This is a genomic window from Humibacillus xanthopallidus, from assembly GCF_006717145.1.
In the GTDB taxonomy this organism is placed as follows: Bacteria; Actinomycetota; Actinomycetes; order Actinomycetales; family Dermatophilaceae; genus Humibacillus; species Humibacillus xanthopallidus.
Genome location: NZ_VFQF01000002.1, coordinates 1290337 through 1315869, shown reverse-complemented (window position 1 = coordinate 1315869; position 25533 = coordinate 1290337). Strand labels below are relative to the sequence as shown.

Annotated in this window: 21 protein-coding genes; 5 read left to right on the top strand and 16 right to left on the bottom strand. The window is 69.3% G+C overall.

All coding sequences use genetic code 11. From position 1 onward, the window contains the following. Positions 1 to 5 precede the first annotated feature (5 nt). The 5 genes from rplW to FHX52_RS16705 all read right to left on the bottom strand — a co-directional run bounded on the left by rplW (position 6) and on the right by FHX52_RS16705 (position 4081). Positions 6 to 305, bottom strand: a complete 300-nt coding sequence (gene rplW, locus FHX52_RS16725; RefSeq protein ID WP_141823432.1) for a 50S ribosomal protein L23 — start codon at positions 303 to 305, stop codon at positions 6 to 8. Continuing rightward, positions 302 to 940, bottom strand: coding sequence for a 50S ribosomal protein L4 (gene rplD / locus FHX52_RS16720; RefSeq protein WP_141823431.1), 639 nt, complete (start codon positions 938 to 940; stop codon positions 302 to 304). The genes rplW and rplD overlap by 4 nt, the downstream gene beginning before the upstream one ends. After that, a complete protein-coding gene (gene rplC, locus FHX52_RS16715; protein ID WP_185747337.1) occupies positions 937 to 1590 on the bottom strand; it encodes a 50S ribosomal protein L3 in 654 nt (217 codons plus the stop codon). The genes rplD and rplC overlap by 4 nt, the downstream gene beginning before the upstream one ends. A gap of 13 nt (positions 1591 to 1603) precedes the next feature. Further along, complete coding sequence (gene rpsJ, locus FHX52_RS16710; RefSeq protein ID WP_009775966.1) at positions 1604 to 1912, bottom strand: 30S ribosomal protein S10; 309 nt, start codon at positions 1910 to 1912, stop codon at positions 1604 to 1606. Positions 1913 to 2773: 861 nt separating this feature from the next. Further along, entirely contained in the window at positions 2774 to 4081 is a 1308-nt protein-coding gene (locus FHX52_RS16705) for a M18 family aminopeptidase (RefSeq protein WP_141823430.1), read from the bottom strand. A 52-nt stretch (positions 4082 to 4133) separates the two neighbouring features. On the opposite strand from FHX52_RS16705, the gene FHX52_RS16700 reads away from it, so the two are divergent. Both FHX52_RS16700 and FHX52_RS16695 read left to right on the top strand, forming a co-directional pair. After that, positions 4134 to 4883: a DUF2785 domain-containing protein gene (locus tag FHX52_RS16700; protein WP_185747336.1), complete on the top strand. Its 750-nt coding sequence runs from the start codon at positions 4134 to 4136 to the stop codon at positions 4881 to 4883. An 82-nt stretch (positions 4884 to 4965) separates the two neighbouring features. Further along, positions 4966 to 6075, top strand: a complete 1110-nt coding sequence (locus tag FHX52_RS16695) for a serine hydrolase domain-containing protein (RefSeq protein WP_141823428.1) — start codon at positions 4966 to 4968, stop codon at positions 6073 to 6075. A 486-nt stretch (positions 6076 to 6561) separates the two neighbouring features. On the opposite strand, the gene tuf is transcribed toward FHX52_RS16695, so the two are convergent. The 8 genes from tuf to rpoB all read right to left on the bottom strand — a co-directional run bounded on the left by tuf (position 6562) and on the right by rpoB (position 19919). Continuing rightward, positions 6562 to 7758: an elongation factor Tu gene (gene tuf, locus FHX52_RS16690; RefSeq protein ID WP_141823427.1), complete on the bottom strand. Its 1197-nt coding sequence runs from the start codon at positions 7756 to 7758 to the stop codon at positions 6562 to 6564. Between the two features lie 115 nt (positions 7759 to 7873). Then, entirely contained in the window at positions 7874 to 9991 is a 2118-nt protein-coding gene (gene fusA / locus FHX52_RS16685) for an elongation factor G (protein WP_141823426.1), read from the bottom strand. A 137-nt stretch (positions 9992 to 10128) separates the two neighbouring features. Further along, positions 10129 to 10599, bottom strand: a complete 471-nt coding sequence (rpsG, locus tag FHX52_RS16680; RefSeq protein WP_141823425.1) for a 30S ribosomal protein S7 — start codon at positions 10597 to 10599, stop codon at positions 10129 to 10131. Then, positions 10599 to 10973, bottom strand: a complete 375-nt coding sequence (rpsL, locus tag FHX52_RS16675) for a 30S ribosomal protein S12 (protein ID WP_141823424.1) — start codon at positions 10971 to 10973, stop codon at positions 10599 to 10601. The genes rpsG and rpsL overlap by 1 nt, the downstream gene beginning before the upstream one ends. A 321-nt stretch (positions 10974 to 11294) precedes the next feature. Continuing rightward, entirely contained in the window at positions 11295 to 11852 is a 558-nt protein-coding gene (locus tag FHX52_RS16670; protein WP_141823423.1) for a hypothetical protein, read from the bottom strand. Positions 11853 to 11861: 9 nt separating this feature from the next. Further along, positions 11862 to 12170, bottom strand: a complete 309-nt coding sequence (locus FHX52_RS16665) for a LysR family transcriptional regulator (protein WP_141823422.1) — start codon at positions 12168 to 12170, stop codon at positions 11862 to 11864. A gap of 245 nt (positions 12171 to 12415) precedes the next feature. Next, a complete protein-coding gene (locus FHX52_RS16660) occupies positions 12416 to 16312 on the bottom strand; it encodes a DNA-directed RNA polymerase subunit beta' (protein WP_141823421.1) in 3897 nt (1298 codons plus the stop codon). 124 nt (positions 16313 to 16436) lie between these two features. Next, complete coding sequence (rpoB, locus tag FHX52_RS16655; protein WP_141823420.1) at positions 16437 to 19919, bottom strand: DNA-directed RNA polymerase subunit beta; 3483 nt, start codon at positions 19917 to 19919, stop codon at positions 16437 to 16439. 447 nt (positions 19920 to 20366) lie between these two features. Here rpoB and FHX52_RS23950 point away from each other — a divergent pair, with 447 nt between their 5' ends. Then, positions 20367 to 20873 carry a DUF4282 domain-containing protein gene (locus tag FHX52_RS23950; protein ID WP_185747335.1) on the top strand — a complete coding sequence of 169 codons (507 nt, stop codon included), beginning with the start codon at positions 20367 to 20369 and terminating at the stop codon, positions 20871 to 20873. 190 nt (positions 20874 to 21063) lie between these two features. On the opposite strand, the gene FHX52_RS16645 is transcribed toward FHX52_RS23950, so the two are convergent. From FHX52_RS16645 to FHX52_RS16635, 3 genes are all read right to left on the bottom strand, one after another. After that, a complete protein-coding gene (locus tag FHX52_RS16645; RefSeq protein ID WP_141823418.1) occupies positions 21064 to 22131 on the bottom strand; it encodes an agmatine deiminase family protein in 1068 nt (355 codons plus the stop codon). A gap of 9 nt (positions 22132 to 22140) precedes the next feature. Further along, positions 22141 to 23115, bottom strand: a complete 975-nt coding sequence (locus FHX52_RS16640; RefSeq protein WP_141823417.1) for a nitrilase-related carbon-nitrogen hydrolase — start codon at positions 23113 to 23115, stop codon at positions 22141 to 22143. A 418-nt stretch (positions 23116 to 23533) separates the two neighbouring features. After that, positions 23534 to 24313 (bottom strand): hypothetical protein, encoded by a 780-nt coding sequence (locus FHX52_RS16635; RefSeq protein WP_141823416.1) that lies wholly within the window; start codon positions 24311 to 24313, stop codon positions 23534 to 23536. Between the two features lie 240 nt (positions 24314 to 24553). Here FHX52_RS16635 and FHX52_RS16630 point away from each other — a divergent pair, with 240 nt between their 5' ends. Both FHX52_RS16630 and FHX52_RS16625 read left to right on the top strand, forming a co-directional pair. Then, a complete protein-coding gene (locus FHX52_RS16630) occupies positions 24554 to 25099 on the top strand; it encodes a SigE family RNA polymerase sigma factor (RefSeq protein ID WP_141823415.1) in 546 nt (181 codons plus the stop codon). Then, positions 25096 to 25512: a hypothetical protein gene (locus tag FHX52_RS16625; RefSeq protein WP_141823414.1), complete on the top strand. Its 417-nt coding sequence runs from the start codon at positions 25096 to 25098 to the stop codon at positions 25510 to 25512. Before FHX52_RS16630 ends, FHX52_RS16625 begins: the two co-directional genes overlap by 4 nt. The last annotated feature ends 21 nt before the right edge of the window (positions 25513 to 25533 follow it).

The window sequence follows — 25533 nt, the reverse complement described above, 5'->3', positions numbered from 1 at the left end:
CGGTCTCAGGCGCCCGCACCGAAGATGTCGATCGTGCCCTCGCGGAGGGAGACGATCGCACGCTTGGTGTCCTTGCGCTTGCCGATGCCGAAACGGGTGCGACGGCTCTTGCCCTGACGGTTCAGGGTGTGGACCTTGTCGACCTTGACGTCGAAGATCGACTCGATGGCGATCTTGATCTCCGTCTTGTTCGCGCGGGGGTCGACGATGAAGGTGTACTTGCCCTCGTCGAGCAGACCGTACGACTTCTCCGAGACGACCGGCGCGATGAGGATGTCGCGGGGGTCCTTGGCGTGGATGCTCACTTGGCGTCCTCCTTGGCAGCAGCCTTGTCAGCCTTCACGGGGCCCGCGACGAACGCGTCGAGGGCGGCCTGGGTGAAGACGATGTCGTCGGCGCAGAGCACGTCGTAGGTGTTGAGCTGGTCAGCCACCAGGACGTGGACGTTCTGCAGGTTGCGCACCGACTTCATCGCGACGTCGTTGCCACGCTCGATGACGACGAGCAGGTTCGGGCGCTCGGTCAGGCCGGCGAGCACGGCGGCGGCGTCCTTCGCCGAGGGCAGGTCGCCCGAGACGATGGAGTCGACGACGTGGATGCGGTCGAAGCGGGCCCGGTCGGAGAGGGCACCGCGCAGGGCGGCGGCCTTCATCTTCTTGGGGGTGCGCTGCGAGTAGTCACGCGGCTGCGGGCCATGGACGACGCCACCGCCGGCGAACTGCGGCGCGCGGGTCGAGCCCTGGCGCGCGCGGCCGGTGCCCTTCTGGCGGTAGGGCTTGCGGCCACCGCCGCGCACCTCACCACGGGTCTTCGTCGAGTGCGTGCCCTGACGAGCGGCCGCGAGCTGGGCCACCACGACCTGGTGGATCAGCGGGACGTTCGTCTGCACGTCGAAGATCTCGGCGGGCAGGTTAGGGGTCTTGGTTGCCATCTGGATCATGCACCCTTCGCGGCCGTGCGGATCAGGACGATGCCGCCACGGGGGCCGGGAACGGCACCCTTGATGAGCAGCAGGCCCTTCTCGGCGTCAACGGCGTGAATCGTGAGGTTCTGGGTCGTCTGGCGGACGCCACCCATGCGACCGGCCATGCGCATGCCCTTGAAGACACGGCCCGGCGTGGAGCAGCCTCCGATGGAGCCCGGCTTGCGGTGGTTGCGGTGCGCACCATGCGAGGAGCTGACGCCGTGGAAGCCGTGACGCTTCATGACACCGGCGAAGCCCTTGCCCTTGGTGGTACCCGTCGCGTCGACGCGCTGGCCGGCCTCGAACAGGTCGGCCGTGATCTCCTGGCCGAGCTCGTAGTCGCCGGCGTCGGCGGTGCGCAGCTCGACGAGGTGACGGCGCGGCGTGACGCCGGCCTTCTCGAAGTGCCCGCTCATGGGCTTGTTGACCTTGCGCGGGTCGATCGCACCGAAGGCGATCTGCACCGCGGCGTAGCCGTCGGTCTCGTCGGCGCGCACCTGCGTCACGACGCAGGGGCCGGCCTGGACCACGGTCACGGGGATGAGTCGGTTGTCGGCGTCCCACACCTGGGTCATGCCGAGCTTCTCGCCGAGCACGCCCTTGACAGTCTTCTGAGCAACAGTCATCTCAGCCACCGCCTCAGAGCTTGATCTCGATGTTGACGTCCGCCGGCAGGTCGAGACGCATCAGCGAGTCGACGGCCTTGGGCGTCGGGTCGATGATGTCGATGAGGCGCTTGTGCGTGCGCATCTCGAAGTGCTCGCGGCTGTCCTTGTACTTGTGCGGCGACCGGATGACGACGAAGACGTTCTTCTCCGTCGGAAGCGGCACCGGGCCCACCACAGTGGCACCGGCACGCGTCACCGTGTCGACAATCTTGCGCGCCGAGTTGTCGATGACCTCGTGGTCATACGACTTCAAGCGGATGCGGATCTTCTGTCCCGCCATCTCCGTTACGTCTCTCTCTCGCCGTACTCTTCCTGCCGGTTCCCTTGGATCTCCGACCCCCGAGGTCGGGCGTGTCGCGCCCGCTTCGCGGTGAAAGTGCGCACCGAAGTGCCACTCTCGTCGTGGTGATCCCGGCCGAACCGGGTAACTTGCGCTTCCCTCGGGCCTCCGAGAGGAGTCCGGGCGAGTCCCCGTCAGGAGGCTCTCAAGGGGCGGCGCCACCGACATGGGTCAGCGACGCGCGTCAAGCAACCTGAACAGTGTGCCAGAGGCGGCGACGCACTATCAAATCGGCCCACCCCGTTGCCGCAGGCCAGCGCCCTGCGGCGCGTCGCCCCACCCCTCCAGCCCGCGCCGAGGTATGCCGCCCTCCCGCTGATTCGAGGTGATCCCGCCGCCCACGTAGGGCCCAGCATCACCTCCAACGGCAGGCTGGACGGCATACCGGATCGAGGTGATCCCGCCGCCCACGTGAGGCCCAGGATCACCTCCAACCGCAGGGGTATGCCGCCCTCCCGCCCAATCGAGGTGATCGCGCCACCCACGTGGGGCCCAGGATCACCTCCAACCGCAGGGGTATGCCGCCCTCCCGCCCAATCGAGGTGATCGCGCCACCCACGTGGGGCCCGGGATCACCTCCAACCGCAGGGTATGCCACCCTCCCGCCCAATCGAGGTGATCGCGCCACCCACGTGGGGCTCGGCATCACCTCCACCCAGCCGGACGGCATACCGGATCGAGGTGATCGCGCCACCCACGTGAGGCCAAGGATCGCCTCGAACCGGGGACTGCCGAACCTGATTCGAGGTGATCGCGCCACCGACGTGAGGCCCGGCATCACCTCGAACCGCGGGGGGTGCGTCAGGAGGTGGGGGCGAGGAAGGCGGCCAGCGCGGCGGCATACATCGCGGGGTCCTGCGCACCCATGAGCTCGCGGGCGCTGTGCATCGACAGCGCCGCGGCGCCGAAGTCGACGGTCGTCGCGCCGGTGAGCGACGAGGTCACGGGGCCGACGGTCGAGCCGCACGGCAGGTCGCTGCGGGTCACGAAGGTCTGCATCGGGACCCCCGCCTGCTCGCAGGCGAGACGGAACGCGGCCGCGCCGACGGAGTCCGTGGCGTAGCGCAGGTTGGTGTTGACCTTGAGCACGGGTCCTCCGTTGACGCGGATCTGGTGGAGCGGCTCGTGGCGGTCGGCGTAGTTGGGGTGGGTCGCATGGCCCATGTCGCCCGAGGCGATGACGGTGCCGGCGAGCGCGCGCCAGTAGTCCTCACGTGTGCCGCCCGCGGCGATGACGATGCGCTCGAGGACCGACGGCAGCAGCGTCGAGGTCGCTCCGCGCTCCGAGGTGCTGCCGATCTCCTCGTGGTCGAAGAGCACGAGGACAGGCACCCGGGCGGGCTCGGTGGCCACGGCGTCGAGCAGGGCGCGCACCCCGGCATACGACGTGGCGAGGTTGTCGAGGCGGGGCGCGGCGATGAGGTCGCGCTCCCGGCCGATGCGGGCCGACGGCTCGACGGGGTGGGTCATGACGTCCCATGCGAGCAGGTCGTCGTGGTCGACGCCGACCTGGGCGGCGAGGTAGCGACGCACGTCGCCGGGCTGGTCACCGACGCCCCAGAGCGGCACCATGTGCTGCTGGCGGTTCAGGGTCAGCTCGTCGTTCTGGCTGCGGTCGAGGTGGATCGCGAGCTGCGCGACCCGCAGGATCGGCGCCGCGTCGTGGAAGAGTCGCGACTCGATGCCGTCCGCGGTGCGCACCGTGACCCGGCCCGCGAGGCCGAGGTCGCGGTCGAGCCAGGAGTTGAGGACGAGTCCGCCGTAGGGCTCGACGGCCAGCATCTGCCAGCCGGCCTTGACGTGGTCGGCGTTGGGCTTGAGGCGCAGGTTCGGGCTGTCGGTGTGCGCCCCGACGACGCGGAAGCCCGCCGCGGGGCCGGCCCCCGAGCCGTGTGCACCGCTCGTGTCCCAGGCGATGAGGGAGCCGCCGCGCACGAGGTAGTGGCGCCCCGGCTCGCTCGGCCACGGGCCGGTCTCGACGACCTCGGTGAAGCCCTCGGCGGTGAGCCGACGGGCGGCCTGCTCGCAGGCGTGGAACGGAGTCGGGCTCGCGTCGACGTAGTCGATGAGGCCCTGGGCTTCGGTGTCGGTGTCGAACGAGTGCGCCATGGGTCACGACCCTATCCGCCGCCCGCACACCCCGGCTGACAGGATCGCGACCATGCCAGACGCCATGCTCCGCGCACTCGTCGACGACCTCGCCTCCCCCGACCCGGCCGTCCGCGACGAGCGGGCGTATGCGGCCCTCGCCGGCCTCGTGCGTGGCGGCGGGCTGGGCGTGGACGACCGCCGCTGGCTCGGCGACGCAATGGTCGAGCGCCTCGGCCACGAGCGAGTCGAGGCCCGGACCTTCGCTCCCCTCGTGCTGGCCTGCCTCGTCGAGGCTGGCCACCACGACGAGCAGTGGGTGCCCGCGGTGACGCGGTGGTACGTCGGGGAGACCGACCTGCGCGGCTACGATTCCGAGCTCGGCTGGCTGCACGCGGTGGCGCACGGCGCCGACTTCTACGGTGCGTGTGGCGTCGCCGGTGTCGGGGAGCCGGCCGAGCTGCTCGACGCCCTCGCGCGACGGCTCGTGGCCCCGACAACTGCGGTGTGGCGCGACCAGGAGGACGACCGGCTCGCCTGCGCCGTCGCCCTCGTGCTCTCCGGGGCGGAGCTCGACCCCGCGGTCGCCGTGGCGTGGCTCCATCACGTGCACACGCTCTTCTCGTCGGGGGCGCCGGGCCCGGTGCCCGCCGAGGCCAGCAACACGATGCGGACCCTGCGCTCGCTGCACGTCGCCCTCGGCGAACAGGTGCTGCGCGGCGGCGAGCCGGTCCACGTCACGGTCGCGGAGGCCGTCCGGCGCGAGATCGCCGCAGTGCTGGCCGAGGTCACCCCGTGGTTCTGGCGGCCACGCGCCCGCTGAGGCGACGGGGCTCTCCCCGTTGGCCGCGCGTGCCGCCCACAACTCGCTGCAGCACCCGTCGTGGGCACGGCACACTGTCGCCATGACCCTGTCGGACCACTCAGGTGACGCCCCGCGCGGCTCGGTGGCGCCCGGCTTCGAGCCCGTGCGCGAGGTCTTCCACGACGTCGTCACCCGGCAACGCGGCACCGGAGCAGCCGTGGCCATCTGGCACGACGGCCGCTGGGTCGCTGACCTCTGGGGTGGGTGGGCCGACGCGGGCCGCACCCGGCCGTGGCAGCGCGAGAGCATCGTCATGCCCTACTCGGTCACCAAGGCCTTCACCGCCATGGCGGCGCTCGTCCTCGTCGACCGCGGGCTGCTCGACCTCGACAGCGCCGTGCAGGAGCACTGGTCTCAGCTGCGCACCCCCGCGACGGTCCGTCAGCTGCTCTCGCACCAGGTCGGGCTCGTCGCCCTGGCCGACCCCGCTCCCCCGGAGCTGCTCCTCGACTGGGACGGTCTGTGCTCACGTCTCGCCGGGCAGGAGCCGCTGTGGACCAGCGGCACGGCCATCGGCGAGAGCGCGCTCTTCTACGGCCACCTCGTCGGCGAGCTCGTCCGCCGGGTCGACGGCCGTCCCTTCGGCACCTTCCTGCGCGACGAGGTCTGCGGACCGGCTGCCCTCGACTTCCACATCGGCCTCGACGACCAGGCGCAGGCGCGCGCCGTCGACCTCACCGAGGTCGACTCCCTCGTCGCGGGTCTGGGCGGCGACGACCGCCCGGCCCTGCTCCGTCAGGCCCTCCTCAACCCTCCCGGAGCCCTCGACCAGGACACCGTCAACAGTTCCGCCTTCCGGCGCGCCGAGGTTCCCGCGGTCAACGGGCACGGCACCGCACGCGCCGTCGCGGGTCTGTATGCCGCCCTGCTCGCCGGGCGCGTCATCTCCCCGTCGCTGCGTGACGAGGCCGCGAGCGCGCAGGCCCACGGCATCGACCGGGTCATGGGCGGGCCGGAGCGAGCCTGGGGCCTCGGCTTCGGGGTCGACGACGAGGGCTTCGGCATGGGCGGCATCGGGGGCAGCGCCGGCTGGGCCAGCACACGTGACGAGTACGCGTTCGCCTTCGTCACGGGGACGATGGGCGACCACGACCGGTCCGACGCGGTCGAGACCGCCTTCCGCGACGTCCTCGGCCTGCCACCCCTCTGACGCGCGCGCGAGGCGGCAGGACGGCATACGCACGCGCGGCCCGTGAACGAGCGGGGCCCCCGCGGCGCGGAGCGGCATCGGCGGCGAACGGCCGGAGGCAAGGCCGGGCCGTGAAGGAGTGGGGCACCCGAGTCGGGGAGCGGCATCGGCGACCAACGGCCGGAGGCAAGGCCGGGCCGTACAGGAGTGGGGCACCCGAGGCGGGGAAGGCGCTCGCACGGGGCAAGCGAGGGCCGTGAAGGAGTGGGGCACCCGAGGCGGGGAGCGGCATCGGCGGCGGCCAACGGCATACGGAACGCCGGAGCGCGCTGGGAGCGGCCGCCGACGCTCCACGCCGCTCCCCGCCTCGGGGGCACCACGCCCCCGGGGCACCACGACCCGGGCACCATGACCCACCCCGCAGATGCGGAAGGGCCCGCCCCGCCGAAGCGGAACGGGCCCAACCGGTGAAGCAGGTGCTGCAGGTGCTGCAGGTGCAGCGTCAGATCACTTGATGATCTTCGTGACGCGACCGGCGCCGACCGTGCGGCCACCCTCACGGATGGCGAACTTGAGGCCGTCCTCCATGGCGATCGGCTGGATGAGCTCGACCGTCATGTCGGTGTTGTCGCCGGGCATGACCATCTCGGTGCCCTCGGGCAGGTGCACGACACCCGTCACGTCCGTCGTACGGAAGTAGAACTGCGGACGGTAGTTGTCGTAGAACGGCGTGTGACGGCCGCCCTCGTCCTTCGAGAGGATGTAGACCTGAGCCTCGAAGTCCGTGTGCGGGGTGATCGAGCCGGGCTTGACGACAACCTGGCCGCGCTCGACGTCCTCGCGCTTCGTGCCACGAAGGAGCAGGCCGACGTTCTCGCCAGCGCGACCCTCGTCGAGGAGCTTGCGGAACATCTCGACGCCGGTGACGGTCGTCTTGGCCGGCGGGCCGGTGTGGATGCCGACGATCTCGACCTCCTCGTTGACCTTGAGGATGCCGCGCTCGATGCGACCGGTGACGACGGTGCCACGACCGGTGATCGTGAAGACGTCCTCGACGGGCATGAGGAACGGCTTGTCGACGTCACGCTCGGGCGTCGGGATGGCCGTGTCGACGGCGTCCATGAGGTCGAGGACCGACTGGCCCCACTCCGGGTCGCCCTCGAGAGCCTTGAGCGCCGAGACCTTGACGACCGGGAGGTCGTCGCCGGGGAACTCGTAGCCCGAGAGAAGCTCACGGACCTCCATCTCGACGAGCTCGAGGATCTCCTCGTCGTCGACCATGTCGGCCTTGTTGAGCGCCACGACGATGTAGGGAACGCCGACCTGCTTCGCGAGCAGGACGTGCTCCTTCGTCTGCGGCATCGGGCCGTCGGTCGCCGCGACCACGAGGATCGCACCGTCCATCTGAGCCGCACCCGTGATCATGTTCTTCACGTAGTCGGCGTGGCCGGGGCAGTCGACGTGGGCGTAGTGACGACCCTCTGTCTGGTACTCGATGTGCGCGATCGAGATCGTGATACCGCGCTGGCGCTCCTCAGGAGCCTTGTCGATGTCCTCGAACGCGAACTGGGGGTTCAGGTCGGGGTACTTGTCGTGCAGAACCTTGGAAATCGCAGCCGTCAGCGTCGTCTTGCCGTGGTCGATGTGACCGATGGTGCCGATGTTGACGTGCGGCTTGGTCCGCTCGAACTTTGCCTTCGCCACTGTGGTGTCCTCCTCAGGACTTTATGTGTGACGCCTAACGACCAGGGCAGGACGTGGCGCTGTGGGTGATTCCGGAGTAGAGACTACGGGATAGCCGGAGTGCGGCAGACCGTGGTCACTCTCCCCGGGTCTTCTTGATGATCTCCTCGGCGACAGCCTTGGGGACCTCTGCATAGGAGTCGAACTCCATCGAGTAGTTGGCACGACCCTGGGTCTTCGACCGCAGGTCACCGACGTACCCGAACATCTCCGACAGCGGGACGAGGCCCTTGACGACCTTGGCACCGCTGATGTCCTCCATGGCCTGGATCTGGCCACGGCGGGAGTTGATGTCACCGATGACGTCGCCCATGTACTCCTCGGGCGTACGCACCTCGACGGCCATCATCGGCTCGAGCAGGACCGGGTCCGCCTTGCGGATGGCCTCCTTGAGCACCATCGAGCCGGCGATCTTGAACGCCATCTCGGAGGAGTCGACGTCGTGGTAGGCACCGTCGACGAGGGTCGCCTTGATGCCGACCAGCGGGTAGCCGGCGAGCACGCCGTACTGCATGGCGTCCTGGATGCCGGCGTCGACCGACGGGATGTACTCACGCGGGACGCGACCACCGGTGACACCGTTGACGAACTCGTACATCGAGCCGTCCTCGGTCTCGCCCAGGGGCTCGAAGCTGACCTGGACCTTGGCGAACTGCCCCGAGCCACCGGTCTGCTTCTTGTGCGTGTAGTCGTACTTGAGCACGGGACGACGGATCGTCTCGCGGTAGGCCACCTGCGGCTTGCCGACGTTTGCCTCGACCTTGAACTCGCGCTTCATGCGGTCGACGAGGATGTCGAGGTGCAGCTCGCCCATGCCGGCGATGATCGTCTGGCCCGTGTCCTCGTCGTGGTGGACCTGGAAGGTCGGGTCCTCGGCGGAGAGCTTCTGGATGGCCGTGCCGAGCTTCTCCTGGTCGCCCTTCGTCTTGGGCTCGATGGCGACCTGGATGACGGGGTCGGGGAAGGTCATGGACTCGAGCACGATCTGCTCGTTGATGTCCGACAGGGTGTCGCCGGTCGTCGTGTCCTTGAGGCCGATGGCCGCGTAGATGTGGCCGGCCAGGGCCTCGTCGACCGGGTTCTCCTTGTTGGCGTGCATCTGGAAGAGCTTCCCGATGCGCTCCTTGCGACCCTTCGTCGAGTTGATCACCGTCGTGCCCGAGCTGATGTGGCCCGAGTAGACGCGGATGAAGGTGAGCGTGCCGAAGAACGGGTGCGTGGCGACCTTGAAGGCGAGGGCCGAGAACGGCTCCTCCGTGGACGGCGCGCGGGTCATCTCGACCGCCTCGTTGCCCGGCTTGTGGCCGATCATCGGGGGCACGTCGAGCGGCGAGGGGAGGTAGGAGACGACGGCGTCGAGCATCGGCTGGACACCGCGGTTCTTGAACGCGGAGCCACAGAGAACCGGGTAGAGCTCGGAACGGACGGTGAGCTTGCGGATGCCCTCCTTCAGCTCGGCCACGGTGAGCTCCTCGCCGCCGAGGTACTTCTCCATGAGCTCGTCGTCGGCCTCGGCGACACGCTCGACGAGGGCCATGTGGTACTCGTCGGCCTTCGCCTGGAGGTCGGCCGGGATCTCCTCGATCTCGTACTTCGCGCCCATGGTGACGTCGCCCTTGGCGTCGCCGGGCCACACGAGGGCCCGCATCTCGACCAGGTCGACGACCCCGACGAAGTCGTTCTCGGCACCGATCGGCAGCTGGATCACCAGGGGCTCGGCGCCCAGGCGGTCCTTGATCGTCTGCACGGTGAAGTAGAAGTCGGCACCGAGCTTGTCCATCTTGTTGACGAAGCAGATGCGCGGCACGTCGTACTTGTCGGCCTGGCGCCACACCGTCTCGGACTGGGGCTCGACACCCTCCTTGCCGTCGAAGACGGCGACGGCGCCGTCGAGGACGCGCAGCGAGCGCTCGACCTCGACCGTGAAGTCCACGTGTCCGGGGGTGTCGATGATGTTGATCTGGTTCTTGTTCCAGAAGGAGGTCACGGCGGCAGACGTGATCGTGATGCCGCGCTCCTTCTCCTGCTCCATCCAGTCGGTCGTCGACGCACCGTCGTGGGTCTCACCGATCTTGTGCTTGACACCGGTGTAGAAGAGGATGCGCTCCGTCACCGTGGTCTTGCCAGCGTCGATGTGCGCCATGATGCCGATGTTGCGGACCTTGTTGAGGTCCGTCAGAACGTCGAGTGCCACGTCAGGTTTCTCGTCTCATTCGTCGTGGGGTCAAAATCTCAGGGGGCCCGCGCGCCACGGTCGTTCGTGGCGGGGCGGGCGGGGCCCGAGCCGTATGCCGCCGAGCTGGCTCAGCGGCATACGGCTGGGCAACGCTGTTACCAGCGGTAGTGCGCGAAGGCCTTGTTGGACTCGGCCATCTTGTGGGTGTCCTCGCGGCGCTTCACAGCGGCACCGAGGCCGTTGCTCGCGTCGAGGATCTCGTTCATGAGGCGCTCGGTCATCGTCTTCTCACGACGCTGACGCGAGTAGCCGACGAGCCAACGCAGGGCGAGGGTGGTCGAGCGGTTGGGCTTGACCTCGATCGGCACCTGGTAGGTCGCGCCACCGACGCGACGGCTCTTGACCTCCATGGCCGGCTTGACGTTGTCGAGCGCACGCTTCAGCGTGGCGACGGGGTCGGTGCCGGTCTTGGCGCGGACGCCCTCGAGGGCGCCGTAGACGATCATCTCGGCGATGGACTTCTTGCCGTCGAGGAGGATCTTGTTGACGAGCTGCGTGACGAGCGGGCTGGCGTAGACCGGGTCGACGACGAGCGGGCGCTTCGGAGCGGGTCCCTTACGAGGCATCAGCTCTTCTCCTTCTTCGCGCCGTAACGGCTACGAGCCTGCTTGCGGTTCTTGACACCCTGGGTGTCGAGCGTGCCGCGGACGATCTTGTAGCGAACACCTGGGAGGTCCTTCACACGACCACCACGCACGAGCACGATCGAGTGCTCCTGCAGGTTGTGGCCGACGCCGGGGATGTAGGCCGTGACCTCGATGCCGCTGGAGAGGCGCACGCGGGCGACCTTGCGCAGGGCAGAGTTCGGCTTCTTGGGGGTGGTGGTGTACACGCGGGTGCACACGCCACGGCGCTGGGGCGAGCCCTTGAGCGCCGGGGTCTTGGCCTTCGTGGCCTTGTCCTGGCGGCCCTTGCGGACCAGCTGGTTGATGGTAGGCAACCTGGTTACTCCATAACGTTGCTCGTTGTCAGTCGTCCGGTCGGACGGCTCCTTGGCTGTTCGTTCCCACGACCCCCGAGGTCGGGTGTGTCGGAACGGTGCTCCCCCCTGCACTCCCCACGCGTGCGATGGTCTCGCGACCAGCTGGTGGTGGGTTGCCCGGCGGGAGGTTCGCTCTGGACCTCAGTGATGTCGTCCGGTCAGACCGGGAGGACAGGGCACCGGGGCCGTCATCGCGCATGCGAGAGGGCTGCGCCTCAAGCACAGTGTTCAAGCGTACCGGGGTGCGGCACGCCGACCAAATCCGTCAGCGCAGGGGCCTCAGCCGAGGCGCCAGTCCCCCGCGTACATGTGCAGCACCGGCAGGCCGAGGCTCTCGCGCGCCTTGGAGGCCCAGTCGCGGTGGAAGGTGTCCTCGACCGCCTGGGGCTCGGTGACGACGACGACCTCGCTCGCGTCGAGCCGGGCGACCTCCTCGACGAGCGTCGGCAGCGGGTCGTCGGCCGTGATCTCACCCGTGGCCGGCACGTCGTGCGCGGCGAACTCGGCCAGCGTCGTGTCGAGGGCGCTCTGGGCGTCGGCGTGTGCCTCGTCGCGGTCGACGGGGCGCAGGCTGTCGAGCGCCTCCTTCATCTCGAAGAGGCTGAGGTGGTTGAGGAACGAGGAGAGCATGTTGCGCTGGGTGTCGGCCGGCACGAGCACCCGGTAGGTCGCCGACTCCTCCTCGTGCAGCGCGATGATCTTGTCGACGTCGACGGGCTTGAGGGGCTCCTCGGTCACGACGATGATCACGGTCGGGGCCGATGTGCTCGACTCGTCGCTGGCGTCGGTTGCGTCGGTCTCGGAGGTGGCGGGCACGTCCGCCGCAGGCTCGGTCATGCACTCACCCTAGCGATCCGGGGAGCGTCGCCCACCCGAGTCCCCCGCCTTGCCTGGGCTCGCATCCGGCTCGATGTCCGCCTGCATCTGGCCCAGCACCGACAGGACGGTGCGCGCGAGCGGCAGCAGCCGCTCGCCGGCGGAGGTCAGCGTCACCCCGCCCGCGCACCGGTCGAACAGGCGGGCCCGGAGGAGGTGCTCGAGTCGCTGCACCTGGTGCGTCACCGCCGGCTGGGAGTACCCCAACGCCGCGGCGGCCTTCGAGACGGAGCCGTGAGTGGCCACCGCGTCGAAGGTGTGGAAGAGCTGCACATCCATGATCCCCCGATCACCCCGGCCCAGACGAACCCCGCCCGGCCAGGCACCTGTCGTGTGGCGTGAACGTACCACTGACGTAGCCGCCCTCGTCGGGAGCGACAGCGCGCCGGGCAGGCATCACGACACCGGCCGCAGCCGCTCCCTCCGGAGGCGGGTGTGCCGCAGGGCCGGCCCCCCTGTCGGGAAGCCGGCCCTGCGGCATACGGCGTGGTCAGCGGCCATCGCTCACGCGGGGCCGTGACCGGTCAGAACTGGTCCAGGCCCAGCGCCTCGTCGTCGAGACGGATCGCCTCGCCGGAGCCCGTGCCGAAGCCCGCGTAGTCGTACGCGTCGTAGTTCGGCAGCGAGTACATGGCGGCCTTGGCCTCCTCGGTGGGCTCGACCTTGACGTTCCGGTAGCGGGGCAGGCCCGTGCCGGCAGGGATGAGCTTTCCGAGGATGACGTTCTCCTTGAGGCCGAGCAGCGGGTCGGACTTGGCCTCCATGGCAGCCTGCGTGAGCACGCGGGTCGTCTCCTGGAAGGACGCGGCCGACAGCCACGACTCGGTGGCCAGCGAGGCCTTGGTGATGCCCATGAGCTCGGGACGACCAGCGGCCGGACGGCCACCCTCGGCCATGACGCGACGGTTCTCGTCCTCGAAGCGGCCGCGCTCGGCGAGCTCGCCCGGGAGGAGGTCCGCGTCGCCGGCCTCGATGATCGTCACGCGCCGCAGCATCTGCCGCACGATGACCTCGATGTGCTTGTCGTGGATCGACACACCCTGCTGGCGGTAGACCCGCTGCACCTCATCGACGAGGTGCTTCTGGGCGGCACGCGGGCCGAGGATGCGAAGGACCTGCTTGGGGTCGATCGCGCCCTGGACCAGCTTGTCGCCGACCTCGACGTGGTCACCGTCGCCGACGAGCAGGCGCGAACGCTTGCTGACGGGGTAGGCGTGCTGCTCGGAGCCGTCGTCGGGCGTGAGCAGGACGCGACGCGCCTTGTCGGTGTCCTCGATCTCGATCCGGCCGGTGGCCTCGGCGATCGGGGCCACACCCTTGGGGGTGCGGGCCTCGAAGAGCTCGACGACACGTGGCAGACCCTGGGTGATGTCGTCGGCCGCGGCCGCACCACCGGTGTGGAAGGTACGCATCGTCAGCTGCGTGCCGGGCTCACCGATCGACTGGGCCGCGATGATGCCGACGGCCTCGCCGATGTCGACGAGCTTGCCGGTCGCGAGGGAGCGGCCGTAGCAGGCCGCACACGTGCCGACCTTGCTGTCGCAGGTGAGGACCGAGCGGATGCGCACCTCGTTGACACCGGCCGCGAAGAGCGCGTCGATGACGACGTCACCGAGGTCGATGCCCGCGACGGCGAGCGTCTCGCCGTCGACGACGACGTCCTCGGCCAGCGTGCGCGCGTAGACCGAGGCCTCGACCGCGTCGCCGAGCGACCGGGTGCCGGTCGTCTCGTTGACTTCGGCGATCGGCAGCTTGAGACCGCGGTCGGTGCCACAGTCGTCCTCACGGATGATGACGTCCTGCGACACGTCGACGAGACGACGCGTGAGGTAGCCCGAGTCAGCGGTACGAAGCGCCGTGTCGGCCAGACCCTTGCGGGCACCGTGCGTCGAGATGAAGAACTCGAGCACCGTGAGGCCCTCACGGAAGTTCGCCTTGATCGGGCGCGGGATGATCTCGCCCTTCGGGTTGGCCATGAGGCCTCGCATGCCGGCGATCTGACGGATCTGGAACCAGTTACCACCAGCACCCGAGGACACCATCCGGTAGATGGGGTTCGTGCGCGGGAAGTTGGTCTCCATCTCCTTGGCGACCTGGTTGGACGCCTGGGTCCAGATCTCGACGAGCTCCTGACGACGCTCGTCGTCGGTGATGAGACCGCGCTCGTACTGGGTCTGGACCTTGGCGGCCTTGGTCTCGTAGCCCTCGAGGATGGCCGTCTTGTTGTCCGGCGTCGTGACGTCGGAGATCGCGACGGTGCAGCCCGAGCGGGTCGACCAGTGGAAACCGGCCTCCTTCAGGGCGTCGAGGGACGCGGCGACCTGCACCTTGGAGTAGCGCTCGGCGAGGTCGTTGACGATCGCCGAGAGCCGCTTGCGGTCGACCGGGCGGTTCTCGAACGGGTAGTCGAGCGGCAGCGTGTCGTTGAAGATGGCGCGGCCGAGCGTCGTCTCGAGCGTGATGCTCTTGACGATGCCGTCCTCGCCGGCCTCGACACCCTCGGGCAGCTCGAAGCCGGCCGGGGGCACCGCGTCCGTCAGGCGCAGCTTGACCGCCGAGCCGAGCTCGATCTCGCCACGGTCGAAGGCCATGCGAGCCTCCGACGGCGACGTGAACGCACGACCCGCACCGAGGCCGCCACCGTCGATGGCGTCGGTGAGGTGGTAGATGCCGGTGATCATGTCCTGCGTCGGCATCGTCACGGGACGACCGTCGGCGGGCTTGAGGATGTTGTTGCTCGACAGCATGAGGATGCGGGCCTCGGCCTGCGCCTCTGCCGACAGCGGCACGTGGACGGCCATCTGGTCACCGTCGAAGTCGGCGTTGAAGGCCGAGCAGACGAGCGGGTGGATCTGAATGGCCTTGCCCTCGACGAGCTGCGGCTCGAACGCCTGAATACCAAGCCTGTGGAGGGTCGGTGCTCGGTTGAGCAGCACGGGGTGCTCGGTGATGACCTCTTCGAGGACGTCCCAGACGACCGGACGGGCACGCTCGACCATGCGCTTGGCCGACTTGATGTTCTGCGCGTGGTCGAGGTCGACGAGGCGCTTCATCACGAAGGGCTTGAAGAGCTCGAGCGCCATCTGCTTGGGCAGACCGCACTGGTGCAGCTTCAGCTGCGGGCCGACGACGATGACCGAACGGCCGGAGTAGTCGACGCGCTTGCCGAGCAGGTTCTGGCGGAAGCGGCCCTGCTTGCCCTTGAGCATGTCGGAGAGCGACTTGAGCGGACGGTTGCCGGGACCCGTGACCGGGCGACCACGACGGCCGTTGTCGAAGAGGCTGTCGACGGCCTCCTGGAGCATGCGCTTCTCGTTGTTGACGATGATCTCGGGCGCGCCGAGGTCGAGAAGCCGCTTCAGGCGGTTGTTGCGGTTGATGACGCGACGGTAGAGGTCGTTGAGGTCCGAGGTCGCGAAGCGGCCACCGTCGAGCTGCACCATCGGGCGCAGGTCCGGCGGGATGACCGGGATCGCGTCGAGGACCATGCCCGACGGGTGGTTCGTCGTCGTCTGGAAGGCGTTGACGACCTTGAGCCGCTTGATGGCGCGGGTCTTCTTCTGGCCCTTGCCGGTGGCGATGATCTCCTGGAGGATCTCGGCCTCGGCGTCGAGGTCGAAGGACTCGAGGCGCTTCTGGATCGCCGCGGCGCCCATGCCGCCCTCGAAGTAGAGACCGAAGCGGTCACGCATCTCGCGGTAGAGGATCTCGTCGCCCTCGAGGTCCTGGACCTTGAGGTTCTTGAAGCGGTCCCAGACCTGCTCGAGCCGCTCGACCTGCTGGTCGGCGCGCTTGCGGATGTTGTTCATCTCGCGCTCGGCCTGGTCGCGGACCTTGCGCTTGGCGTCGGCCTTGGCACCCTCGGCCTCTAGCTCGGCGATGTTGCGCTCGAGCGTCTGGGCGCGGGCCTCGACGTCGGCGTCGCGACGGTTCTCGATCTCCTTCTTCTCGGCCTGGATCTGGGCCTCGAGCGAGGGCAGGTCGGTGTGACGCTGCTCGTCGTCGACGGACGTGATCATGTAGGCCGCGAAGTAGATGACCTTCTCGAGGTCCTTCGGGGCGAGGTCGAGCAGGTAGCCGAGGCGGCTCGGAACACCCTTGAAGTACCAGATGTGGGTGACGGGGGCGGCGAGCTCGATGTGGCCCATCCGCTCACGGCGCACCTTGGCGCGGGTGACCTCGACGCCACAGCGCTCACAGATGATGCCCTTGAAGCGGACCCGCTTGTACTTGCCGCAGTTGCACTCCCAGTCGCGGGTCGGACCGAAGATGCGCTCGCAGAAGAGGCCCTCCTTCTCCGGCTTGAGGGTGCGGTAGTTGATGGTCTCGGGCTTCTTGACCTCGCCGTGGCTCCACTGGCGGATGGAGTCCGCGGTGGCGAGGCCGATGCGCAGCTCGTCGAAGAAGTTGACGTCGAGCACGTGGTTCCTTCTCTCGTAACTCTCGTTAAGTCTTTGGTCTGAGTGGTGTTCGTTGACGTGGGGGGCGTATGCCGTCCAGCGGGCCGGACGGCATACGCACCGCCTGTCGTGTGGTGGCCCTGTCTCAGACCTCTTCGACGCTGGACGGCTCGCGCCGGCTCAGGTCGATGCCGAGCTCCTCCGCTGCGCGGAAGACCTCCTCGTCGGATTCCTTCATCTCGATCGTCGTGCCCTCGGAGTTCAGGACCTCGACGTTGAGACACAGCGACTGCATCTCCTTGAGGAGGACCTTGAACGACTCGGGGATGCCGGAGTCCGGGATGTTCTCGCCCTTGACGATCGCCTCGTAGACCTTCACGCGGCCCGGGACGTCGTCGGACTTGATCGTCAGCAGCTCCTGGAGGGTGTAGGCAGCGCCGTACGCCTCGAGGGCCCAGACCTCCATCTCACCGAAGCGCTGGCCACCGAACTGGGCCTTACCGCCGAGCGGCTGCTGGGTGATCATCGAGTAGGGACCCGTGGAGCGAGCGTGGATCTTGTCGTCGACGAGGTGGTGGAGCTTGAGGATGTACATGTAGCCCACCGCGACCGGCTCCGGGAACGGCTCGCCGGAGCGGCCGTCGAAGAGGCGGGTCTTGCCCGAGGCGTCGATGAGTCGCACGCCGTCGCGCGTCTTGAGCGTCGAGTCGAGCAGACCCGTCACGACGTCCTCCGACGCACCGTCGAAGACCGGCGTCGCCACGCGCGAGCCGGGGGCGGCCTCGTGCGCGTCGAGCGGGATCTGGTCGGCCCACTCCGGCTTGCCCTCGATCTTCCAGCCGCGGCTGGCTGCCCAGCCGAGGTGGAGCTCGAGGATCTGGCCGAGGTTCATGCGCCGCGGCACACCGTGCGGGTTGAGCACGACGTCGACCGGGGTGCCGTCCTCGAGGAACGGCATGTCCTCGACGGGCAGGATCTTGGAGATGACGCCCTTGTTGCCGTGGCGGCCGGCGAGCTTGTCACCGTCGGTGATCTTGCGCTTGTTGGCCACGTAGACACGCACGAGCTGGTTGACACCCGGGGGCAGGTCGTCGCCGAGGTCGGAGCGGAACTCCTTGACCCCGATGACGGTGCCGGTCTCGCCGTGGGGCACCTTGAGGGAGGTGTCGCGGACCTCGCGCGCCTTCTCACCGAAGATCGCACGGAGCAGGCGCTCCTCCGGCGTCAGCTCGGTCTCGCCCTTGGGCGTCACCTTGCCGACGAGCAGGTCGCCGTCGCGGACCTCGGCGCCGACGCGGATGATGCCGCGCTCGTCGAGGTCGGCCAGCACGTCCTCGGAGACGTTCGGGATGTCCCGCGTGATCTCCTCCGGGCCCAGCTTGGTGTCGCGCGCGTCGACCTCGTGCTCCTCGATGTGGATCGAGGAGAGCACGTCGTCCTGCACGAGACGCTGGCTGAGGATGATCGCGTCCTCGTAGTTGTGGCCCTCCCACGACATGAACGCGACGAGCAGGTTGCGCCCGAGCGCCATCTCGCCACCGTCGGTCGCGGGACCGTCGGCGATGACGCCGCCGGCCTCGAGGCGGTCGCCCTCGTTGACGACGACGACCTGGTTGTAGCTCGTGCCCTGGTTGGAGCGCGCGAACTTCGCGATCGGGTAGGTGCGGTAGGTGCCGTCGTCGTTGGCGACGGTCACGAGGTCGGCAGCGACCTCCTGGACGACGCCGGCCTTCTCGGCGCGGACGACGTCGCCCGAGTCGAGGGCCGCACGGAACTCCATGCCGGTGCCGACGAGCGGGGCCTCGCTCTTGACGAGCGGGACCGCCTGACGCTGCATGTTGGCGCCCATGAGCGCGCGGTTGGCGTCGTCGTGCTCGAGGAACGGGATCATCGCCGTCGCGGCCGACACCATCTGGCGCGGCGAGACGTCCATGTAGTCGACCTCGTCACCGGGGACGAGCTCGACCTCTCCGCCCTTGGTGCGCACGAGCACGCGCTCCTCGGTGAAGTTGCCCTCGAGGTCGATCGGCGCGTTCGCCTGGGCGACGACGTACTTGTCCTCCTCGTCGGCGGACAGGTAGTCGATGTCATCGGTGACGACACCGCTCACGACCTTGCGGTACGGCGTCTCGATGAAGCCGAACGCGTTGATGCGACCGTAGGACGCGAGCGAGCCGATGAGGCCGATGTTCGGGCCTTCCGGGGTCTCGATCGGGCACATGCGGCCGTAGTGCGACGGGTGGACGTCACGGACCTCCATCTGGGCGCGGTCACGGGAGATACCACCCGGGCCGAGCGCGGACAGACGACGCTTGTGCGTCAGACCCGCGAGCGGGTTGTTCTGGTCCATGAACTGCGAGAGCTGCGAGGTTCCGAAGAACTCCTTGATCGACGCCACCACGGGGCGGATGTTGATCAGGGTCTGCGGCGTGATGGCCTCGACGTCCTGGGTCGTCATGCGCTCACGCACGACGCGCTCCATGCGCGAGAGGCCGGTGCGGACCTGGTTCTGGATGAGCTCGCCGACGGAGCGGAGACGACGGTTGCCGAAGTGGTCGATGTCGTCGACCTCGACGCGGACGTCGATCTCGTTGCCGTTCTTGACGCCCTTCATCGAGTCCTGGCCGTCGTGCAGCGTCACGATGAACTTGATCGTCTTGACGATGTCGTCGACCGACAGCGTCGAGTCGCTGATCGGCGCGTCGACGCCGAGCTTCTTGTTCACCTTGTAGCGACCGACCTTGGCGAGGTCGTAGCGCTTGCCGTTGAAGTAGAGGTTGTCGAGCAGGGTCTGCGCGGCCTCCTTGGTCGGCGGCTCGCCCGGACGCAGCTTGCGGTAGATGTCGAGCAGCGCGTCGTCCTGGCCCTGCGTGTGGTCCTTCTCGAGCGTCAGACGCATCGACTCGAACTCGCCGAACTCCTCGAGGATCTGCGCCTCGGTCCAGCCGAGGGCCTTGAGGAGAACCGTGACCGACTGCTTGCGCTTGCGGTCGACGCGGACGCCGACCATGTCGCGCTTGTCGATCTCGAACTCGAGCCACGCACCACGGCTGGGGATGATCTTGGCCGTGTAGATGTCCTTGTCGGACGTCTTGTCGGGCGTGCGCTCGAAGTAGACGCCCGGGCTGCGGACGAGCTGGCTGACGACGACACGCTCGGTGCCGTTGATGATGAAGGTGCCGCGCTCGGTCATGAGCGGGAAGTCGCCCATGAAGACCGTCTGGCTCTTGATCTCACCCGTGACGGTGTTCATGAACTCGGCGGTCACGAAGAGCGGTGCGTCGTACGTCTGGTCGCGCTCCTTGCACGACTCGATCGTCTTGCGGGTCTCCTCGAAGCGGTGGTCGCGGAACGACAGCGACATGGAGCCGCTGAAGTCCTCGATCGGGGAGATCTCCTCGAAGATCTCCTCGAGACCGGAGCGGTCGGGGACGTCGGTGCGCCCCTCGGACTTCGCGGCAGCCACGCGGGACTGCCAGCGCTCGTTGCCGAGAAGCCAGTCGAAGCTCTCCGTCTGGAGTGCAAGGAGGTCAGGGACCTCGAGGGGTTCGCGAATCTTCGCGAAGGACAGACGTCCCGAAGGGGTCTGTGCGGTGGACATGTTCGTCGCAGAACGCGCGGCAGCCAAGGAGGGTCCTTCCACGGGCCTTTTTTCGAATCTTCAGATCCGCGCTGACGCATGGCTCCGCTCGCGGGTCCCCGGGTCGGTGGTCGTGCCGTTGAGCGGCACGGAGAGTCGGACCGGGGTCGCGAAAGGTGGGCATGGGCAGCGCAAAGGCCTAGCCTACCCCCACAGGGCAGGAGTGTCCAGCCGGGTCAAGAGACGGAGTTCGTCGCCGAGGCACTCATCCGGCCTCAACAGACCGGATGCCCTCGACGTGACCTGCCACGCCCCCCGGACCGGGAGCTCGCGATGCGAACGCGACGAATATGGACCCTCCTCGAGCCCACGTCAAGAGCCGGCCATCGTTCGGCGCGTTCACCCGGGGTCCGGGCACCCCCCGGTCCTACGCTGGGCCTGTTCGGCCGCGGGGCCTTGAACCCGCGCCACCACCGCACAGAAGGAGATCGCACGATGTCCGACCAGAACCCCCCGGAGCAGGGCTCGTTCGGGTCGCCGCCCCCGGGCTCTGACCCCCTCGGCCCCGGGCCCGGTGCCACACCGCCCGCCGCCGGCTCCACCCCTCCCCCGCCGCCTCCCGCGCCGGTGAGCCCTTCGGGTCCGCCGATGCAGCCCGCCCAGCCGTCGGCGGCCTCCTCCGCCGTGTCCTCGGGTGCCGGGGCGATCATCGACTCGTCGTCCGGCTTCCTGCCGGCACTGTTCGACTTCAGCTTCAACAGCTTCGTCACCCCGAAGATCGTCCGCTTCGTCTACGTGCTGGCGACGATCTGGGCGGTCGTCATGTACGTCATCGTCGTCATCACCTCGTTCACCCAGAGCGTGTCGTCGGGCCTCATCGCCCTCGTCTTCGGCCCGCTCGTCGCGATCATCTGGCTCGCGGTCGTGAGGATCGGCCTCGAGTTCGGAATCTCCGTCGTGCGCATGAGCGAGGACGTCCACAAGCGCCTGCCGCAGGCCTGACCCACCTCGCTCGCCCACACCCCACCAGACAGATCGAGACCCCAGCACGCAATCGAGAGAGCAGTTCGTCGGGGAGGCCGCTCGCGGCCGAGCCGACGAACTGCTCTCTCGATTTGTCGGGGGGCTGGTCGGGCCAGTTCGCTCGCGGCCGAGCCGACGAACTGCTCTCTCGATTTTGCCCGGGGGCTCGTCAGAGGGCGGGCTGCTGCTGGGTGATGCAGTGGATGCCGCCGCCGCGGTCGAAGAGCGGCCGGGCGTCGATGCCGACGATCCGTCGACCCGGGTAGGCCTCGGCCAGGATCGCGAGCGAAGCCTCGTCCTGCTCGTCGCCGAAGGTGCAGGCGATGACGCCGTCGTTGACGACGAGGTGGTTGAGGTAGGACCAGTCGACGGGCCCCTCGTCGTCGGTCAGCGTGCGCGGCGCCGGGACGCCGATGACCTCGAAGCGCTCGCCGCGGGCGTCGCGGGCATCCTCGAGCACCTCGCGCAGCTGGCGGGAGACCGCCTGGTCGGGGTGTGACGGGTCCTGCTGCTCGTGCAGGAGCACGACACCGGGGCTCGGGATCGTCGCCACGATGTCGACGTGGCCGCGCGTGCCGAACTCGTCGTAGTCACGGGTGAGCCCGCGAGGCAGCCAGACGTATGCCGTCGCGCCGATCGTGCGCGCCAGCTCGGCCTCGACGTCGGCCCGGGTCAGACCGGGGTTGCGGCCGGGGTCGAGCTGGACGGTCTCGGTCAGCAGCACGGTTCCGAGACCGTCGACGTGGATGCCGCCGCCCTCGTTGACGAGCGGCGAGTCGATGAGCTGGGCGCCGGCGAGGCCGGCGACGAAGGCGCCGACCTGGGCGTCGTGCTCCCACGATGCCCAGGACTGGGCACCCCAGCCGTTGAAGACCCAGTCGACGGCCCCGAGTGTGCCCTGGTCGGAGACGACGAAGGTCGGACCGATGTCGCGCATCCACGCGTCGTCGAGGGCCGTCGGCACGAGCTCGACGTCGCCGCGCAGGTAGCGCTCCGCCACCTCGAGGTCGGCCGGGACGACGGCCATCCGCACCGGCTCGAAGTCCGCGACGGCGCCCGCCACCGCGGCCCACGTCGTGCGTGCCCGCTCGACCTCCTCCGGGGTCTCGCCGAGGGTGTAGCCCTGGCTCGGCCACGCCATCCACGTCGCGTCGTGGCGTGACGTCTCGGACGGCATACGCCATCGGTCGGAGGTGGCTGCGCCGACGGATCCCGGCTGTCCTGCGGCTTCGCTCATCGCCGGGTCTCAGTCGGCCACGACGCGACGGTGCTCGTCGCGCACGGGCTCGGCGAGGGCGGCATACGAGTCGGGGCGCCGGGTCGCGAGGAACGGGAAGAGCTCGAGCCAGTCGTCGCGCTGCGCGAGGTCGAGGTCGGCGACGAGGACCGCCGCCTCGTCGCGCGGCGCCTGCACGAGGACGCGGCCGTAGGGGTCGGAGATGAAGGAGCTGCCGTAGAAGGTGATCAGCCCTTCGGTGCCGTAGCGGTTGGGCACGACCATGAAGAGGCCGTTGGCGATGCCGTTGCCGACGATGACCTGCTGCCACAGCGGCTGCGTGTCGAAGTCGGGGTGGTCGGGCTCCGAGCCGATCGCCGTCGGGTAGCAGAGCACCTGCGCGCCGCCGAGGGAGTAGAGGCGGGCGACCTCGGGGAACCACTCGTCCCAGCACGTTGGAAGACCGAGGCGTACGGACGGATCGTCAAGCGCCACAACGGGATACGCGTCGTCGGGAGGCCCCGGACGGAAGTACTTGTCCTCGTAGTAGCCGGCGGTCACGGGGATGTGCGTCTTGCGGGTGCGGGCCACGACCTCTCCGCTCGGCGCGACGATGACGGCGGTGTTGAAGCCGAGCCCGTCGTCGCTGCCGTCGGGTGCGGCGGCCCGCTCGTAGAGCGAGGCGTGGACGTGCACGCCGAAGTCGGCGGCAGCCGCCCGGGCGAAGGTGATGGTCGGCCCGCCGTCGAGGTCCTCGGCGGTCGCGGACGGCGTGCCCTCGGGCAGCGTGTCCGCGGGGTAGCGCGACAGGGTCAGCTCGGGGAGGAAGACGATGCGGGCTCCCGCCTCGGCAGCCGTCCGTATGCCGTCACGGAGCGTTTCGCGCAGCGCCTCCGGGTCGTCGACCCAGGCGTGCTGCACGAGGGCGACCCGGACGGGGGCGGCTCCGGGTGCGTCGACGCGGGCGAGGGACTCGAGGACGGCTTCGGCCTGAATGAGTTTCACGATCGAAGTATGCCAACACACGGGGGCTCACGGGCCTGGCGGCCCTGCGCCCCCGTGGACCCCCGACCCCAGAAGCCGCGGGCTCACGGGCCTGGCGGCCCTGCGCCCCCGTGGACCCCCGACCCCAGAAGCCGCGGGCTCACGGGCCCGGCGGCCCTGCGCCCCCGTGGACCCCCGACCCCAGAACGGTCGCTTGCAGGCACCCAGGCGCGGGCTCACGGGCCTGGCGGCCCTGCGCCCCCGTGGTGCGAGGTCGGTCCCGGGCGCCGTTTCGGGCGCCCGGGACCTTCTCTCCCCCCGCGGAGTTGAGCACACACGAGCCTGCGGCCCCCCACCGCGCGCTCAGGCCCCCTGCCGTGCCGTCCCCCTCGACCGATGCACGTCGGTCATCACGTGAACGACGCGGGGGCAGATGAGGTTACGCGGAGGCGTCGCGATTCTTCTCGAGGACGACGGAGTCACCCTCGACGCGCACGGTGAAGCGGCGCGCGCCGTCCTGAACCGAGCTGTCCTCGGCCGCACCGGCGGGCCCGCCGGCAAGGCCGTCCAGTCGGGCCAGGACCTCGTTGACCTGCTCGAACGTCTCCGGGGTGGGCACGGGCGCCTCACCGTCGGCGTTGCCCGACAGCCCGGCGAGCCGGTGGTCCGCACCGACGACGAGCGTCGCGCTCAGCCGGTCGACGGGTCGTCCGCGGTGAGCGGCCACGCCGTCGCGCAGCACGCGCGCGGCGTCCGCGACGACGTCGTCGTCAGTGGAGGCAGCCTCAGCCGGGGCGTCCGCCTCACCGGGCGTGCTCGGGCCACTCACGTGGCCCTCGCTGATGAAGCCGACCGCGGCGACCTCGATCTTGGCGAAGTCGACGACCGCGTCACGGGCGAGGGAGTTGTCGATGACGTAGGCGATGTTGACGGCGAGGTCGTGCATGCCCGGGTGGAGCTGCTGCCCGACGAAGCGCGCGCACACGAGGAGCGCATGCACGCGGACCATCGGCCGGCCCTTGCGGTCCTCGACCTGCTGGTCCGCCTCGACCCGCCCGAGGTCGAAGCCGGTCGCCGGGTAGAAGTGGAGGGGCCGCTCGAGGACGAGCAGCGAGTAGTCGGGGCGGTCGGGCCCCGGGATGAGCCGGTAGAGCTCGCCCTCCAGTGGCAGTTGCCACTCCAGCTCCCTCGGAGCGGTGTCGAAGTGGGTGATGCTCACCAGCGGTCCGTAGCGTCCCATGGGGCTCGCGCCGCCCCGGGGCGCGGGGGCAGCCGGCTCCTGCTCGTGTGACACCGTTCCCATGGCGGTCAACCTACCGGGCCGCACCGCCCCGAGAATGCCGTGGTCCGTGCAGCAGATCCGCGTCCTCGATGCGTCAGGGTGGTGCACGGCGCCGATGGCGCCGCGCCCGCGTGACGCGTGGGCGACCGTCGCGAGAGGCAGGGTGGGCACACGACCATGGAGGCGTCCTTCGAGGACTTCGTCCGAACCCGTGGTCCGGCCCTCCTCCGCTACGCCCACCTCGTCTGCGGCGACGGGCACCAGGCGCACGACCTCGTGCAGGACGCCCTGGTCAAGGTGCACCGCAGGTGGTCCGTCGTGGAGGTCGCGGCGCCCTTCGCCTACACCCGTCGGGCGATCACGAACGAGTACCTCAGCTGGCGCCGGCGACTGCGGAGCCGCGAGCTGCCCGCAGCCTCCCTCCCCGACGCGGGCCGCCGCGTCACCCCTGCCCCGGATGATGAGCTCGCCGACCGCGAGCTCGTCTGGGGCGTCGTCCGGGGCCTTCCGCGACGGCAGCGGGTCGTCCTCGTGCTGCGCTACTACGAGGACCTGTCCGACCGCGACATCGCGGAGGTGCTCGGGGTCGCCGAGTCCACCGTGAGGAGCCAAGCGGCTCGGGCCCTCGCCACGCTGCGGGATCACCCGGGGTTGCGTGACGACACCGGCTCTGCACTAGCCGCGCCAGCCCCCAGGCCCCTCCCACGAAGGAGCCCGAGGTGAACGACGTCGAGCGCCTTCTGCGCCAGACCCTCGACGACGAGGCCGGCCGGGCTCCGTCGGCAAGCCGCCTCGTCGACGACCTGAGACCGCGCCTCGAGACCGCCGGCCATCCTTGGCGGCGTCCGGCGCTCGCGGCGACTGGCATCGCCCTCGTGGCGGCCGCCGTCGCCGCGGCGCTCCTCGTGGGGCAGCGCCCCGTGCCGGTGTCGCCCTCAGGGCCGGGCTCGGCGACGACGCAGGTGCCCCGCGCCAGTCCCGAGGTGCCGACCTCCACGAGCGCGACGACCCCTGCTTCATCGGTGACCACGACGATCTACGGCACGTCGGGCTCAGTGGTCACCTCCCGTGTCGTCACCGGACCCCTCCAGACAGAGCCCGTCACGGTCACCATCACCGTGAGCAGCCCTCCCTGACCCACCGCGTCGACTCAACGA